16 protein-coding genes are annotated in these 13869 nt (G+C 41.1%); 13 read left to right on the forward strand and 3 right to left on the reverse strand.

Annotation, left to right across the window (positions count from 1 at the left end):
* The first annotated feature begins 240 nt into the window (after nt 1–240).
* The 12 genes from ACY8DX_RS01485 to ACY8DX_RS01540 all read left to right on the forward strand — a co-directional run bounded on the left by ACY8DX_RS01485 (nt 241) and on the right by ACY8DX_RS01540 (nt 10572).
* Nucleotides 241–1188, forward strand: coding sequence for an AraC family transcriptional regulator (locus ACY8DX_RS01485; RefSeq protein WP_462406073.1), 948 nt, complete (start codon nt 241–243; stop codon nt 1186–1188).
* A 26-nt stretch (nt 1189–1214) separates the two neighbouring features.
* On the forward strand, nt 1215–2627 hold the full coding sequence (locus ACY8DX_RS01490) for an MFS transporter (protein ID WP_462406074.1): 1413 nt from the start codon (nt 1215–1217) through the stop codon (nt 2625–2627).
* Nucleotides 2628–2728: 101 nt separating this feature from the next.
* A complete protein-coding gene (locus ACY8DX_RS01495) occupies nt 2729–4498 on the forward strand; it encodes a glycoside hydrolase family 3 protein (RefSeq protein WP_462406075.1) in 1770 nt (589 codons plus the stop codon).
* Between the two features lie 128 nt (nt 4499–4626).
* Nucleotides 4627–5307, forward strand: a complete 681-nt coding sequence (locus ACY8DX_RS01500; RefSeq protein ID WP_462406076.1) for a GntR family transcriptional regulator — start codon at nt 4627–4629, stop codon at nt 5305–5307.
* 353 nt (nt 5308–5660) lie between these two features.
* Nucleotides 5661–6041, forward strand: coding sequence for a VOC family protein (locus ACY8DX_RS01505; protein ID WP_049672418.1), 381 nt, complete (start codon nt 5661–5663; stop codon nt 6039–6041).
* 111 nt (nt 6042–6152) lie between these two features.
* On the forward strand, nt 6153–6896 hold the full coding sequence (locus ACY8DX_RS01510; protein WP_462406077.1) for a MerR family transcriptional regulator: 744 nt from the start codon (nt 6153–6155) through the stop codon (nt 6894–6896).
* Nucleotides 6897–6968: 72 nt separating this feature from the next.
* A complete protein-coding gene (locus ACY8DX_RS01515; RefSeq protein WP_462406078.1) occupies nt 6969–7439 on the forward strand; it encodes an ATP-binding cassette domain-containing protein in 471 nt (156 codons plus the stop codon).
* Nucleotides 7427–7714 (forward strand): ATP-binding cassette domain-containing protein, encoded by a 288-nt coding sequence (locus ACY8DX_RS01520; RefSeq protein WP_462406079.1) that lies wholly within the window; start codon nt 7427–7429, stop codon nt 7712–7714. The genes ACY8DX_RS01515 and ACY8DX_RS01520 overlap by 13 nt, the downstream gene beginning before the upstream one ends.
* Entirely contained in the window at nt 7689–8432 is a 744-nt protein-coding gene (locus tag ACY8DX_RS01525; protein WP_049672415.1) for an ABC transporter permease, read from the forward strand. The genes ACY8DX_RS01520 and ACY8DX_RS01525 overlap by 26 nt, the downstream gene beginning before the upstream one ends.
* A gap of 102 nt (nt 8433–8534) precedes the next feature.
* Nucleotides 8535–9167, forward strand: a complete 633-nt coding sequence (locus ACY8DX_RS01530) for a DUF305 domain-containing protein (protein WP_462406080.1) — start codon at nt 8535–8537, stop codon at nt 9165–9167.
* A 184-nt stretch (nt 9168–9351) separates the two neighbouring features.
* A complete protein-coding gene (locus ACY8DX_RS01535; protein WP_462406081.1) occupies nt 9352–9783 on the forward strand; it encodes an NUDIX domain-containing protein in 432 nt (143 codons plus the stop codon).
* Between the two features lie 246 nt (nt 9784–10029).
* Nucleotides 10030–10572, forward strand: coding sequence for a cysteine hydrolase family protein (locus ACY8DX_RS01540; RefSeq protein WP_156185667.1), 543 nt, complete (start codon nt 10030–10032; stop codon nt 10570–10572).
* A 171-nt stretch (nt 10573–10743) separates the two neighbouring features.
* Here ACY8DX_RS01540 and ACY8DX_RS01545 read toward each other — a convergent pair whose 3' ends face one another.
* Nucleotides 10744–11322 carry a hypothetical protein gene (locus tag ACY8DX_RS01545; RefSeq protein ID WP_049672412.1) on the reverse strand — a complete coding sequence of 193 codons (579 nt, stop codon included), beginning with the start codon at nt 11320–11322 and terminating at the stop codon, nt 10744–10746.
* A gap of 150 nt (nt 11323–11472) precedes the next feature.
* Between ACY8DX_RS01545 and ACY8DX_RS01550 the strand changes: the two genes are divergently transcribed.
* Nucleotides 11473–11622: a hypothetical protein gene (locus ACY8DX_RS01550; protein ID WP_462406082.1), complete on the forward strand. Its 150-nt coding sequence runs from the start codon at nt 11473–11475 to the stop codon at nt 11620–11622.
* Nucleotides 11623–12174: 552 nt separating this feature from the next.
* On the opposite strand, the gene ACY8DX_RS01555 is transcribed toward ACY8DX_RS01550, so the two are convergent.
* Nucleotides 12175–13002: an MIP/aquaporin family protein gene (locus ACY8DX_RS01555; RefSeq protein WP_462406083.1), complete on the reverse strand. Its 828-nt coding sequence runs from the start codon at nt 13000–13002 to the stop codon at nt 12175–12177.
* A 37-nt stretch (nt 13003–13039) separates the two neighbouring features.
* Nucleotides 13040–13759, reverse strand: a complete 720-nt coding sequence (locus ACY8DX_RS01560) for a GntR family transcriptional regulator (RefSeq protein ID WP_049672409.1) — start codon at nt 13757–13759, stop codon at nt 13040–13042.
* Nucleotides 13760–13869: the final 110 nt, after the last annotated feature.

The following is a 13869-nucleotide window of genomic DNA, read 5'->3' on the forward strand; positions in this document are numbered from 1 at the left end:
GTATCCCTAATCAAGTACTGCAATCTATAGTTTCAATGAAAAAGGCTTCTGAAAAGGACACCATCTTTTCAGAAGCCTTTTTGCTATGTAACCCAGATAAAGTCAAGCACAATTTAAGTCAAAAAAAAAGGAAAAGAAAGCACTTTCGTAAAATGCTTTTTTTCTTTTGGTATACTAGTATGGTAATAGGTGTTCGAGGTATTTCCTTCAGAATGCTGACTTCCGGGAGTGTGAATAGTAGTGAATCGATGGGCAACAGACTGTTATCAACCTAAAGTATTAGATGAATCAATCATGGCTTTTTACCGTCTTCAAGGATTAAATCAAGCTATGTCAGAGAATCGATTTGATACCCACAGTACATATGAGATTTATGTTTTTGAAGAAGGGCATTGTAACTATTTTATTCAAGATGCTATATACGATTTACAGCCAGGGGATATTGTTTTGTTGGATGGATTGACTTTACATAAGGCCAATACACCCTCTCCTGAAACCTATGTGAGGAGTATGGTTCATTTCTCACCGGCTTGGTGGGAAAAGATTATGTCTAGATTGGGGATGCCAAACCTTCTGTCTCCCTTCCAAAAAATGAACACTTGCATACTTAGGACAGGATTTGATGATTCAGGTCAGTATGTGTCCAAGAAAATCAGGTGGCTCGCAGTACAACTGGAAGAAATTCATCGGGAATTTGAATGTACAGGCCAGGTAAATGTCTTATTAAAGGCTGAAATAGAGCTTGAATTTCTTCAGCTCCTCATGAAGATTTATAAAATGAGTGCAAGTCAATATTTCCGAGTTGAGCCAAAAAACATCGAAAAGAAACGGCAGGCGGATAATATTGCCTCATGGATCAATCAACACTATTGTGAAAAAATCAGCTTAGAACGAATCGCGAAAGAGTTAAATCTCAGTAAATACTATATTTCTCATCTTTTTAAAGAGGTGACGGGTTATACGGTCATGCAATATGTGATGGATTGCAGGTTGATTCAAGTAAAGTACTTGCTAGAAATGCAGCCCAATCTGCCGCTTGAGGATATATACATATCCACTGGCTTTGAAAGTGCCGCTCATTTTAGCCGCTTCTTTAAAGAAAGAATGGGAATGACGCCAACTAGTTACCGGAAAATGAAGTCTGGGTCAAAATTTGTCCAATTATGCTCAACATTGAGCAAAGTATAATGAAATGATTTTAGGAGGTTTTCAGCATGAGTATGAGAGAGCCAGCAATGCTGCAGGAGAATCAAATTGAATCGAATGTAGCTCGGCCATTCGGCTTTAGAGATAAATTAGGTTATTTATTAGGTGATTTTGGAAACGATTTCTTTTTTATCCTTACAAGCACTTTTTTAATGGTTTTCTACACAGATATTTTCCATATCAGTGCTGCAACAGTCGGTGTGCTATTTATGATTGCCCGCCTATGGGATGCATTTGCTGATGTCGCTTGGGGTCGTTTTATTGATACACGACCAGCAACGAAGCATGGAAAGTTTAAGCCTTGGATTTTGCGCATGTCATTCCCGCTGGTTATTACAGGGGTATTGATGTTCACGACAATACCGGGCATGTCTAACGGCTTCTATCTAGCATGGGCTTTCGTGACATATATTGTTTGGGGGACTTTATACAGTACGGTTAATATTCCTTATGGATCAATGGCTTCTGTTATTTCAGCTGATCCGGTTGAACGCACAACACTTTCTACTTGGCGCACAATCGGTGCATCATTGGCAGGTCTTCTTATCGGTGTTTTAGGACCAATGATTGTATTCGTGGATAACAAAATCAGTGCAGACCGTATGTTCATGACAGCAATTGTCTTTGGGGTATTGGCGATTTCTTGTTATATCGGCTGCTATAAACTGACTACAGAGCGTATCGCAGTACCAGTAAAAGAAATTGAAAAAGGTGCCTTCCTTCGTTCAATCAAAAGCTTAGTGACAAATAAACCATTCTTATGGATTTTGGCAGCATCACTGATGATCATGGTCACACAATTCATTACTCAAGCAGTTAATACGTATTTGTTTAAAGACTATTTCAGTAATGCATCTGCTTTAAGCTTAGTTTCACTTATCCAAATGGCGGCCATGTTCCTTACGGTTCCATTGGTAAAACCGTTGGTAGCAAGATTCGGGAAAAAGGAAGTGTCCGTTGTTGGGGTAGGAGCTGCAGCTGCTGTCTTTACCCTGTTGTATTTCCTAAAAGGTCTAACCGTAATGCCATTTATCCTTACAATGGCACTTGGTATGGTTGGTATGGGCTTCTATAGCTTCGTAAACTGGGCATTCATCTCAGATGTTATTGACTATCATGAATACAAAACATCCTTACGTGAAGATGCAACCGTTTACTCAATCGTCTCTATGTCGCGAAAAGTAGGCCAGGCATTGGCCGGCGGAATTGGCGGTTTTGCGATTGCGGCTGTTGGCTATGATGCGACAGTTGGAACGCAGCCACAGGAAGTGCTAAATGGCATTCACATGTTAGGTACATTGGTACCAGGAATTCTATATGGACTAGTTGCACTTATCTTATTCCTGTATCCACTAAATAAAAAAAGAACACTTCAGCTTGCTGCGGATTTAGCCGCAAAAAGGGAATTTACGAAAAAATGATCCAAACATTTGGGACCGGTGAAGATGTGGGAAAGGCTTAATGTCTTATCACATACAAACCGGTCTAATGTACATAATGATGATAGATGGAGGAAGTAAGAATGGTGAATTTAAAAGCAAAACCATTTCATTTAACAGATGAAGCGATTAAATGGGTAGAAGATATGATTGCAGAGATGACGATTGAAGAAAAAATCGGTCAGTTATTCGTCAATATGGGAGCAAGCCGTGATGAAGAGTATTTAAAAGGCGTGTTAAATGACTATCATATCGGTGCAGTTCGTTACAATCCAGCTACAGCTGAACAAGTATATGACCAAAATAAAATCCTGCAGGAAAATAGTAAAATCCCTCTATTAATTGCGGCAAATACGGAGAGCGGTGGAAATGGGGCTTGCATAGACGGTACGTATGTGGCTAGTCAAGTGAAAATTGGCGCAACAAATGATCCCAAATATGCATATGAAATGGGGAGAATTTCAGGAGAAGAGGCAGCTGCTATAGGCTGTAACTGGAGCTTTGCGCCAGTTGTTGATATCGATATGAACTGGAGAAACCCAGTAATCTCTACTCGTTGTTATTCCAATAAGGCAGAGCAAGTCTTGGAATACTCTCTAGAATACATGAGAGGTATTATGGAGAGCGGTATAGCCCCAGCTGCTAAGCACTTCCCTGGAGATGGCGTAGATGAAAGAGACCATCACTTATCATTTGCTCCTAATACTTTAACAGTAGAAGAGTGGGATAACACATTCGGGAAAGTTTATGGAGGATTAATTGAAGCGGGATTACCATCTATCATGTCAGGACACATCGCTTTACCGGAGTATGTCCGTCACTTTAAACCAGATGCGACTGTCGAAGAGTTAGCTATGCCGTCAAGCTTGAATGGCATCGTATTACAAAACCTATTGAGAGATAAATTGAACTTCAATGGAGTAATCGTAACAGATGCTTCTCACATGGTAGCGATGACATCTGCTATGAAGCGCAGTGAAATGCTTCCTGCAGCGATTGCGGCTGGCTGTGACTTGTTCTTATTCTTTAATGACCCAGAGGAAGACTTCCATTGGATGATGGACGGATATAAAAAAGGAATCATTACGGATGAAAGACTCGAAGAGGCTTTAACACGTATCTTAGGATTGAAGGCTTCTTTAGGGCTGCATACAAAAGCGAAGACAGAAATATTACCGCCAAAAGAAGAAGCAATGGCGAAAATCGGAACAGAATCAAATAAGGCTGTTGCACCAGAAATTTCCGATAAAGCGATCACATTAGTGAAGAATAAGCAGGAATTGCTGCCAATCAGTCCAGAAAAGAATAAGCGAGTATTGCTTGTTGAAGTAAAAGGACCAGAATCTGCTTATGGAAAGATTATGGCTGCTATGTCAGGCGGTAAGAAGAAGCCAATTGAATTAATGAAGGAATTACTTGAAAAAGCAGGTTTTGAGGTTGAAATCTATGAATCTGCCATTGATAAAATCTTGAAGCTTCCGCCGCAGGAAATGTTAGGGGCCGTCATGAACGTATACGCTCAAAAACGTCCAATTGCTGACTTAACAAATCAGTATGATTTAGTCATAAACATAGCAGATGTACCACCAAGCACAGACCAACGTATCCAATGGAATCCTTCAAAAGGAACTCCAGACATCCCGTTCTATGTTAATGAAGTGCCAACAATCTTTATATCCCTGCAATGTCCATTCCACTTAGCAGATGTACCGCAAGTTAAGACGTATATTAATGCTTATGATAATCACGAGCATACGTTATCGGCAATCGTTGATAAATTATTAGGACGTTCAGAATTCAAAGGTGTAAGTCCTGTAGATGCATTTTGTGGATTTATCGACACGCTCATGTAATGTAAAGGCAGCCGTCTAATCTATATGTGCTGGTCCTTAAACACATAAGGAAGTTAGAAGATCTTTCTTCCTTATGTATGTTTAATGAAAATACATAGTCGATTCTCTCTAATAGGAGTGAGACCAATATGTTAAAAACGGTATTAAGATTACCTGGTGAGAATAATAGTCATTATTCCTATCGTGCAATTAAGGAAGGTATTTTATCGCTGGAGTTACACCCGGGTGAACTATTAAGAGTTGGAGAACTATCTGAGACACTTAAAGTCTCAAGTACGCCTATCAAAAATGCCCTGTGGAAATTACAGCAAGAACATCTCATTGAACTAATCCCTCAAGTAGGTACATATGTTACAAAAATCAATCTAGAGCTAGCTGAGGAAGCGGCTAGCATGTGGTTTGATTTAGAAAAGAAATTTTTAGAAATGGCCTGCAGCCATTTTCCGGCTGATTATCTTCAACAGCTTAAAACAAATGTTCATCTTCAAAACATATTAGTAAATCAGAAATCGGGCTTGCGGAATGAAAAAGAATTGACAAACAGGTTTTTTGAATTAGATGACCAGTTTCATATGATTATTTTTTGCAGCCATGAAAGAAAGAACACCTGGAAAGCCATTTCGCAAATGGCTTCAAACTATCATCGAATAATCACACTAATTCAGAGTGAGGATTATGTAAAAAGAATGGTAGCCGAACATAATGATATACTCTCCATTCTTGAAAATAAGGAAGTGGAACGAGTAGAGCCGGTTCTTAGAAATCATATTTTCAAGCCAATAGAGAATTGGAGAAAACTTCAAGGGTAATGGATGTGGAAAACTTCCTTCTTTCGTATAAGCTGTTGTGAACTTTTCACGAAACGCATCCAAATTCATTCATCCATATATACATAAAGACAAGCAGTCGGACATCTGCTTTTAATGCTAAGTAGATGGCCGGCTGTGTGCATATGGCATTCATTTTATAGCTTGATGATAGTAATAAACGGATTCACCTCCTCAACTCCCCAATCCTTGAAATTTTTTTATGGTCATTTGTGATGTTCGCTAGTCAAATGGGTAAAAGGTGCTCTTCTTAAGAAAGAAGCGAAAGTTAGTCGGTTTGGATGGCCAGATTTAGGAGAGGATAGGAGGGTACTTTTAAGTTGGAGGTAATCAAAATGATTAATAAAATTGGGAAAATAACCATTTATGTAGAAGACCAAGCTGCAGCGAAGAGATTCTGGACAGAAAAGATGGGGTTTGTGGTTAAATTTGAGCAGCAAATGGGACCGAATATGGCCTGGATTGAAGTGGGTCCGAGTGAGAGTGAGTTTACGACGTTTGTTCTTTATGATAAGAATGCGATGAAAAGGCAAAACCCATCTACGAATGTCGGGCATCCGTCCATTTTACTCAGTACGACTGATATTGAAAAAGCCTATGCGGAGATGAAAGAGAAGGGTGTAGAAGTCACAGAAATCATGAAAATGCCGTACGGATCGATGTTTACATTCAGAGATCCGGAGGGGAATAGCTATTTATTGCGGGAGGACAAGTAAGAACCAGTTCAAGTGAGCTGGTTTTTTTGTATGAAAAAACATAACCCTCCACTAAACCACCAGACTTTTATTCAATGCTATCATGGTGATAGAGTGCAGGAGGTTATGGCGATGAAAACCTATAGAACAGCAGAAGTGGCGAAAATCATCGGGATTCATCCTAATACGGTACGTTTATATGAGAAGTGGGGACTCTTGCCGAAGGTGGAACGAGAGGCGAATGGATACCGGGTGTTTACGGATTTCCATCTTTCACAAATCCGGCTTGCCAGGGTTGCGTTTCAGATTGAGGTCCTGCAGAATGGTTTGCGCAAAAGGGTTGTCCAAATTGTAAAGGAATCTGCACAAGGACATTTCGACCGTTCTATTGAGCTTACAAATGACTATTTAGTACAGCTTCGGAGGGAACGGAAGCAGTCGGAGGATGCCATTCAAGTCGTGAAGGAGCTGCTGGCTGGGTCTGCAGCAGCAAATACGAGGACATTTAAGAGAAAAGAGGTTTCCGAGCAACTGCATATTTCAATGGATTCCCTCAGGAATTGGGAGATGAATGGTCTTCTAGCGGTGAAGAGAAAGGAGAAAGGGTATCGTGTTTATTCGGAAGAGGATATTAAGAGACTGAAAGTCATCCGTACGCTTCGCTGTGCGAATTATTCTCTTGAAGCCATCCTGCGTATGCTGCAGGAATTATCCTCAAATCCAGAGGCTGATATCAAGGAGGTCCTGAATACACCAAGGCCAGATACGGATATCATTGCTGTTTGTGATAAGCTGATTGAGTCGCTGGATGCAGCTGAAGGAAATGCTCTTCGCATGCAGGAGATGCTGAAAAAGATGAGAGAAAGATTCCGATAAACCCTCCACCTTAACACCGGTCTTTTGACTGGTGTTATTTTTACATAGGCAAAAGAAGAAGGAGGGAAAGAGATGGAGAGTGTCATTATCGTTGAGAAGCTATCTAAATCATATGGGAGTTGCGTTGCGGTGGATACAATCAGTTTCGCAGTGGAACGGGGCACAGTCTTCGGTCTGCTGGGGGCGAATGGAGCGGGAAAAAGCTCGATGATTGAATGTATAACAGGGACGAAAAAACCGGATGACGGCTCAGTATCTATCCTTGGGATGGACCCAGTCCGCAGTCGGAAGCAGCTTTTTGAACGGGTGGGTGTTCAGTTTCAGGAGACCGGCTATCAAGAGCAAATTAAAGTAAATGAGCTATGTGAAGAGATATCCTCCCTATACCAAGAACCAGCAGATTATCATGACCTGCTAAGTAAATTTGGGATTGCGGATAAAGGGTCAAGTTTTGTTAAGGAGCTATCTGGCGGCCAGCGTCAGCGTCTATTTATCGTCCTGGCATTGACCCTGAGCCTGAGGTCGTTTTCTTGGATGAATTGACAACAGGATTGGATGCGAGGGCCCGGCGAGCTGTGTGGAAGATTCTTGCCAAACTGAAATCGAAAGGGTTGACGATTTTTCTAACCTCACATTTCATGGATGAGGTGGAGGTGCTGTGCGATCGCATTTGTATCTTAAAGAGTGGCAAATCCGTTTTTGAGGGAACGGTTGCGGAGGCGATTGAAGGCAGTCCATATGAGAAATTGGAGGATGCGTATCTTTGGTATACGGGAGAGGAGAAGGATGAGGATGAAGATGTTTCAGACCATGCTTAAAACTGAACTAAAGCTGTCTCTGCGGGGGATGGATATGTTCATTTTCGCTATTTGCGTGCCCTTGGTTGTCTTGATGATTCTTGGCATTATTTATGGGGACAAGCCAGCCTTTGATGGAGCGGGGTACACATTTCTTGAACAATCATTTGGCGGCCTTGTGACCATCGCCATCGCGGCTGGAGGCGTGATGGGGCTGCCGCTTGTCGTGTCAGATTATCGAAGCAAGGGAATCCTGAAGCGCTTCAAGGTGACACCGGTCAGTCCAGTGATGATCTTGATTGTGCAAGTCAGCATTTATACACTTTATGCGATTTTGTCCTTCATCTTACTATATGTCTGTGCGGTATTATTCTTCGATTTTCAGCTAACAGGTTCGGTTCTGTACTTTTTTGGCGGCTATTTGCTCGTCATCCTTTCGATGTTCAGCATTGGCATGATGGTCGGGGGAATTGCTCCTAATACGAAGATGGCGAGCGTGATGGCAAGTCTCTTATATTTCCCAATGCTGATTTTCTCAGGGGCTACCTTGCCATATGAAGTCATGCCAAAATCTTTGCAGAGGTTTGCGGACATTCTGCCGCTTACACAGGGGATTAAGCTTTTGAAGGCCGCCGTCATCGGGCTTCCGATTGAGAATGCGATGATGCCAATTGCTGTCATGGCAGTCATTTCGCTAGTTTGTATAGGTGTATCACTTATATTTTTTAAGTGGGAATAATCATCATGCATTCACGTTTGTTACAACCGCATTAAGTACCTGGAATAAAAGATTACCCTCCCTTCGCATACTAAGAAGAGCCGGCTATAGGAGGGAAACTTAATGAGAAGAAGTATTCGAACAGCCTGTCTTGGCATTTTTGTATGGGCTTTGTGCATGAATGGTGTACAAGCAGACGTACAGCTGACTCAAAATGAAAAAGCCTATTATGAAAATGACCAAAGTATATTAGGTGTCATGAAAAAGGAAATGGAGGAGGCGCCGGAAACAGGGAATCCTAGTCTTGATTTCATCTATGAGATGATTCCGCATCATGAAGCGGCGGTATCCATGTCTGAGAATGTCCTGACATATGGCCAAAATGACAAGGTCAAGCAGCTAGCTAAAAACATTATAAAAGAGCAATTGGCTGGTATTGAGAAAATGGAGGCACTGGAAAAGCAGCTAAAGTTGAATCCTAAGGTCAATAAACTGGCCGAGAAATCCTATTTGAAAGCTTATCAGGGCATTTATCAAAAAATGATAACGGCTATGGAAGATGCTAAACCGACAGGAAATATCGATAAAGATTTTCTTGAAGAAATGATTCCCCATCACGAAGGCGCTATTAAGATGGGAGCTAATATCCTGAAATATACGCAAAATAAAGAACTTAAATCCATTGTGCAACATATTATCGTGACGCAGAAAAAACAAGCAAGAGAAATGAAGGCTCTTTTAAAATCGATTCAATAACTAGATGTAGATTTCACAAAACCACTTCTAGCCGAACAAATAGAAGTGGTTTTCTCTTGGAAGGATGTTGGCTGATCATATTTTTGGGGAATATGGCTCAAACCCATTTTCAAGTAATGAATCTTCCTTGTATAGTAAAGGATGATTGATATAACTACTGTACTTGCTTCGAGGAGGACCCGTTATGCTGAATGAACCCATCCGTATTAGATGTGGAATGATTATAGAGAAAGTGGATAAAATCCTGCTGCAAAGAAGTCCAGGTGAAAATCATTGGAGTTTACCTGGGGGAATCATGCAAATCGGTGAGAAATATGTAGATGCTGCCATCCGCGGGGTATTGGAGGAGACATCTTTAATGGTGGAAGAGACGGAATTCTTCGGTATTCTATCAGGAAGAGATTGCTTCATTACGAATAAGTTCGGTGATCAGGCATTTCATTTGCAGGTTGTATTTATGGCCAAAGAATATACAGGGAAAGTTAAAATCATGGATGAATGCAACCGGGAGCATCGATTCTACAAGCGCACGACACTTCCGAGAAATCTCAACCCGCAGCAAAAATTGTTCATCAATAGCTGGAAAGAGAAGACACCATTACCGATTATTAATTAAATCGTAATCGTGGAGCAGGAGAATAAAATGGACCCAATCTTGAAAAAACAAGTAATGGGTCTATTTTCATTTTAGATGATATGAACCTACTAAAGGGAGGCCGCAAGTTGATTGATTACTGACCATATATTTAAATGTGGTGAGTAAGTAAGAGGATGTGGTCGGTTCTCATTAGGATATTTATTGCAAGAGTAAGCGGCAAAATGGATATGCTACTAGAAAAGTAAGAAAAGGTGGGGATATCTTGTGGATAATCTTCATACAGCATTGCTTATCATTGATTTGCAAATCGGTTCTTTCTCAATGGGAAAATCTATACATAAAAGTGAAGCATTATTACAGAACGTCCAATTCCTTATTTCAAGTGCCCGTATGGAGGGAATCCCCATCTTTTTTACAATACATAATGGTAAAAAGGGAACCCCTATCGAACAAGGAAAGTCGGGATGGAATCTACATCCAGACATTCAGCTATTGGAAGAAGACGTTATTATTGAAAAAGATTATCCTGATGCCTTTCAGCAAACAAATTTTCAGGAGGAACTTACTAAAAGAGGTGTCAAACGCATTATTATTGCAGGGATTCAATCGGAGGTATGTGTGGATGCCACTTGTCGGAGTGCAAGCAGCAAAGGATATGAAGTTATTCTTATAGAAGATGCTCACAGCACTTACGATACAACTATTTTGAAGGCACCTCAAATTATCAATCACCATAATCAAATTCAGTCACAATGGTTTGCTGTTATAAAGAAAGCAAAGGAAGCCTTTCCCTATAAGAGTAGATGAATAGTCTTGGTAGACGAATCATCTAGATAAAGCCGAGAGATTACCGTATTATCCAAAATAATTTATGCAGGGAAGAAGAGACACATTGGGAGTAGTGGCTTCAATAAAACATATGCTGATTAAATGTAAAGGGGGAACGTGCCAGTAATGACATGTTCCCCTTTTTCACTCTTACACCTTAACGTTCTCCTCATTAATGTGCTGAATGATTTCATCTAAGTCCTTGATCATGACATTTAGATCCTCTTGATGCCTCAAAGCCGCAAAGCGGAGGGAGGAGACAAACAGAGGATATAGATATGTATTGGTGACAATCTCCAAACACTCATATAGGTTTGAGGCATCCTCAGGCGCAATGACAGCGACCGTTGTGATTAAATAATCAAATTCATTATCGGTTGCATAATGGAGCTCAAAGATCTTATAGCCGGCATCAAGCTCTGCCTGTTCTGCTATTTTCTCCATTTCCTCCAGTAAGTAATCAATGTCTACGCTCAAGTACAGGGCTGCTTGTGGAAGGAAGTTGTATTCCGCAACAATGACCAAATAGTCCTCCCCATTCTCATCCTGCCATTTCGGATAGAGGAGCGGGAATACACCGGGAAAAGGGAAGTCAGTCATTTCCCCAAACTTAAAAACGGTATCCTTGAATTTCCTTCCATATGATATTAGATCCTCATAGCTGATTTCCTTCGCAAGCTCCTTGCTGATTGTATTCTCTTTCCCAACTTTTACGAATGGTTTCTTCAATATGCGGCCTCTCTTTCTATGGAAGTATGATCTTGCTCTTATCTCTTCATTATTCGGGAGTTTGGACGGATTCTCAATGACTATCTTTCTACAAATTACGACTTATTTTGTCTGTTTGTGTCTTAATTTGACGGTGAGCCATTATGCTTCATGAAACATGAGCAAAAAAACAACTGTCAAGATGGGGGAGATGATGAAGAGGATATTCAGAGTTTGTGTGATGCTGGTAAAGAGCGTTTTTTGAGCAGACGATTTATGAATGTAAAAGAAGGCGAAGAGGCCAAGAAAGACCGGGATTAATCCGATTATGCTGAAGCGGGGTGTCGGTTCAGCTAAAAGATGGGTGAGATAGAAGTAGACAAAAACGGCATTAATAAGGATGAGAAAGGATGAAAGCCATCTATTTTCCTTTACCATTAAAGAACAGCTCCTTTATAAATTTTATTTAGGATAGCTGAAAGATATGTTCTTCTAATGAAAAGTATACGCTCTTTTAAATGCAAAAAAAAGGAAATCCTTTCGGTGAAAAATGAGGCTTGTACAAAACGAAATAAATATTCCTTAAAAACGAATGATTGTCACTTATTCTTCCTATTCAACAGCAGTTGGAAATACAAGTCCGTTCCATTCCGCGAAATGCACTCGCTTTCCTCTACTTCCCGCAGGAGTCGAGTGCATTTCGCTCCATTCCACTAGTCACTAATAGTAGAAAGTCACAATCAACTCGTGCATGGAAAATAACAAATAAAGACCCGAAGAATTAGACGATAGATTCATTCATTTATCGTCTAATCCTTCGGGTTTATCATTGGCTAAAATACTTATGTCCCAGCCTCACAGAGTATTTCGTTTTCACATGGCTCTGACTCGTTCTGTTTGTGGCCTGTCCGCTTTTTTTATATTGGACAAATAGCATCCAATTAAGACCGCTGACGTAACCATGACGGTTAGAAGGAGGTGAGGCATCATGACTCCCTTGAAAAGGAGGTTGTATAGAAATCCGCCCATGCTTCCGCCGAGGAGCGGACCGATGATGGGGATCCACGCATATGTCCATTGGGATGGTCCTTTGCCTGGTATCGGCAGGAGTGCATGGACGATGCGCGGCCCAAGATCGCGTGCCGGGTTCATGGCAGCTCCAGTTGTTCCGCCGACAGAGAGTCCGAGCGTGAGAATCAGGAAGCCGACTGTCAGCGGGTAGAGTCCGTCTGTAAACTTATTCGCGCCGAGTGAGAGGACGCCGAACATTAGGACGAAGGTTGCGAGAATTTCGCTAATTAAGTTGGAGAAGGTGTGCTGAATGGCGGGGCTCGTCACAAATGAGCCGAGAATCACCGTTTGGTTCTTGGTTTCCTTCCAGTGAGGAAGATAGTGCAAATAGACGCCAGCCGCACCGATCATCATGCCTGCCAATTGTGCCGCAATGTAAGCGGGAACTTGCTCCCACGGGAATGTTCCCGAGAAGGCAAAGACAAGTGTGAAGACGGGGTTCAAATGAGCACCGCTTATATGCTGAACCGAGAATATGGCCAAAGCGACAGCTAAGCCCCAGGCAATCTGAATGGCGAGCCAACCCATATTATATGAAAAAGATTTCTTTAAATTGGCGCCTGCACATACGCTGCCGCCAATGAACAGCAGGATGGCTGAACCGATGACTTCTCCCCAAAAGGCCTCCATGATGCATCTCCTTCTTTCTACTGTTAATCATCTAATATCATTGGAAATTGTATAGATCCCCATTTCCTTGTACGAAGAACTGGCTTTGTTCATAATTATAGGTCACCTTCGAGAAATCGAAGGGCTGCCCGTTCGTTAAGTAAAAGATGCTTTCCGTACTAAGCTTAGGTGAACCAGTCGGCAGCCCTAAATAGCCGGCCTCCTCCTCAGTTAGCTTTCCAATATTCATGAACATATCTGAGAAGCCAATCTTGAGTCCGAGGGCTTCCTTGATATAGTTGAAAATCGATTCAGTGGCTATTTCATTATTTAAGTAGGGAACAATCGATTTATTATAGTAGGATTCCTCAAAGCATAAGGTTTGCCCATTAATGTAACGAATACGCGTAACATGATAAACCTCCGCGCCAATCTCCATATTCAGGTTTTTGGCGATTTCCTCGGTTGCTTTACGGATATCGAGCTGCAAGACCTTTGAGGTGATCTGGTAGTCCTCAAGATCCTTCTTGAAACCTTGGTCTGATAAAAGACTGATATAGCCCTTCCTTTTATTTCGTCGGACATAAATGCCGCTGCCCCTAACTTGAAAGACAGCCCCCTTCTTTTCTAATAAATCAAGGGATTTCATGATGGTGCTTTTGCTGACGCCAAATTGAGCCATCAATGTTTCAAGTACAGGCAATTTGTCTCCTTGCTGAAGATTATTGCTCTCAATATATTTCTCTATTTTTAACGCGATTTGCTGATATTTTAACATGATTATTTCCCCGCTTATTCTTTTGTTTTTTTATTCTATATTATATCACGATTCGAGAAAAATAATTCAACAATAAAAATATTATTTGTGTATTGATAAATTATTACGTA

Source organism: Gracilibacillus sp. Marseille-QA3620 (assembly GCF_054950035.1).

Bases quoted from the DNA above. Each gene is read 5' to 3' on its own strand.
- ACY8DX_RS01500 (WP_462406076.1), top strand. From the start codon at position 4,627: ATGTTAAAAACGGTATTAAGATTACCTGGTGAGAATAATAGTCATTAT.
- ACY8DX_RS01535 (WP_462406081.1), top strand. From the start codon at position 9,352: ATGCTGAATGAACCCATCCGTATTAGATGTGGAATGATTATAGAGAAA.
- ACY8DX_RS01510 (WP_462406077.1), top strand. From the start codon at position 6,153: ATGAAAACCTATAGAACAGCAGAAGTGGCGAAAATCATCGGGATTCAT.
- ACY8DX_RS01530 (WP_462406080.1), top strand. From the start codon at position 8,535: ATGAGAAGAAGTATTCGAACAGCCTGTCTTGGCATTTTTGTATGGGCT.
- ACY8DX_RS01560 (WP_049672409.1), bottom strand. From the start codon at position 13,759: ATGTTAAAATATCAGCAAATCGCGTTAAAAATAGAGAAATATATTGAG.
- ACY8DX_RS01495 (WP_462406075.1), top strand. From the start codon at position 2,729: ATGGTGAATTTAAAAGCAAAACCATTTCATTTAACAGATGAAGCGATT.
- ACY8DX_RS01525 (WP_049672415.1), top strand. From the start codon at position 7,689: ATGAAGATGTTTCAGACCATGCTTAAAACTGAACTAAAGCTGTCTCTG.
- ACY8DX_RS01505 (WP_049672418.1), top strand. From the start codon at position 5,661: ATGATTAATAAAATTGGGAAAATAACCATTTATGTAGAAGACCAAGCT.
- ACY8DX_RS01555 (WP_462406083.1), bottom strand. From the start codon at position 13,002: ATGGAGGCCTTTTGGGGAGAAGTCATCGGTTCAGCCATCCTGCTGTTC.
- ACY8DX_RS01490 (WP_462406074.1), top strand. From the start codon at position 1,215: ATGAGTATGAGAGAGCCAGCAATGCTGCAGGAGAATCAAATTGAATCG.
- ACY8DX_RS01515 (WP_462406078.1), top strand. From the start codon at position 6,969: ATGGAGAGTGTCATTATCGTTGAGAAGCTATCTAAATCATATGGGAGT.
- ACY8DX_RS01550 (WP_462406082.1), top strand. From the start codon at position 11,473: ATGAAACATGAGCAAAAAAACAACTGTCAAGATGGGGGAGATGATGAA.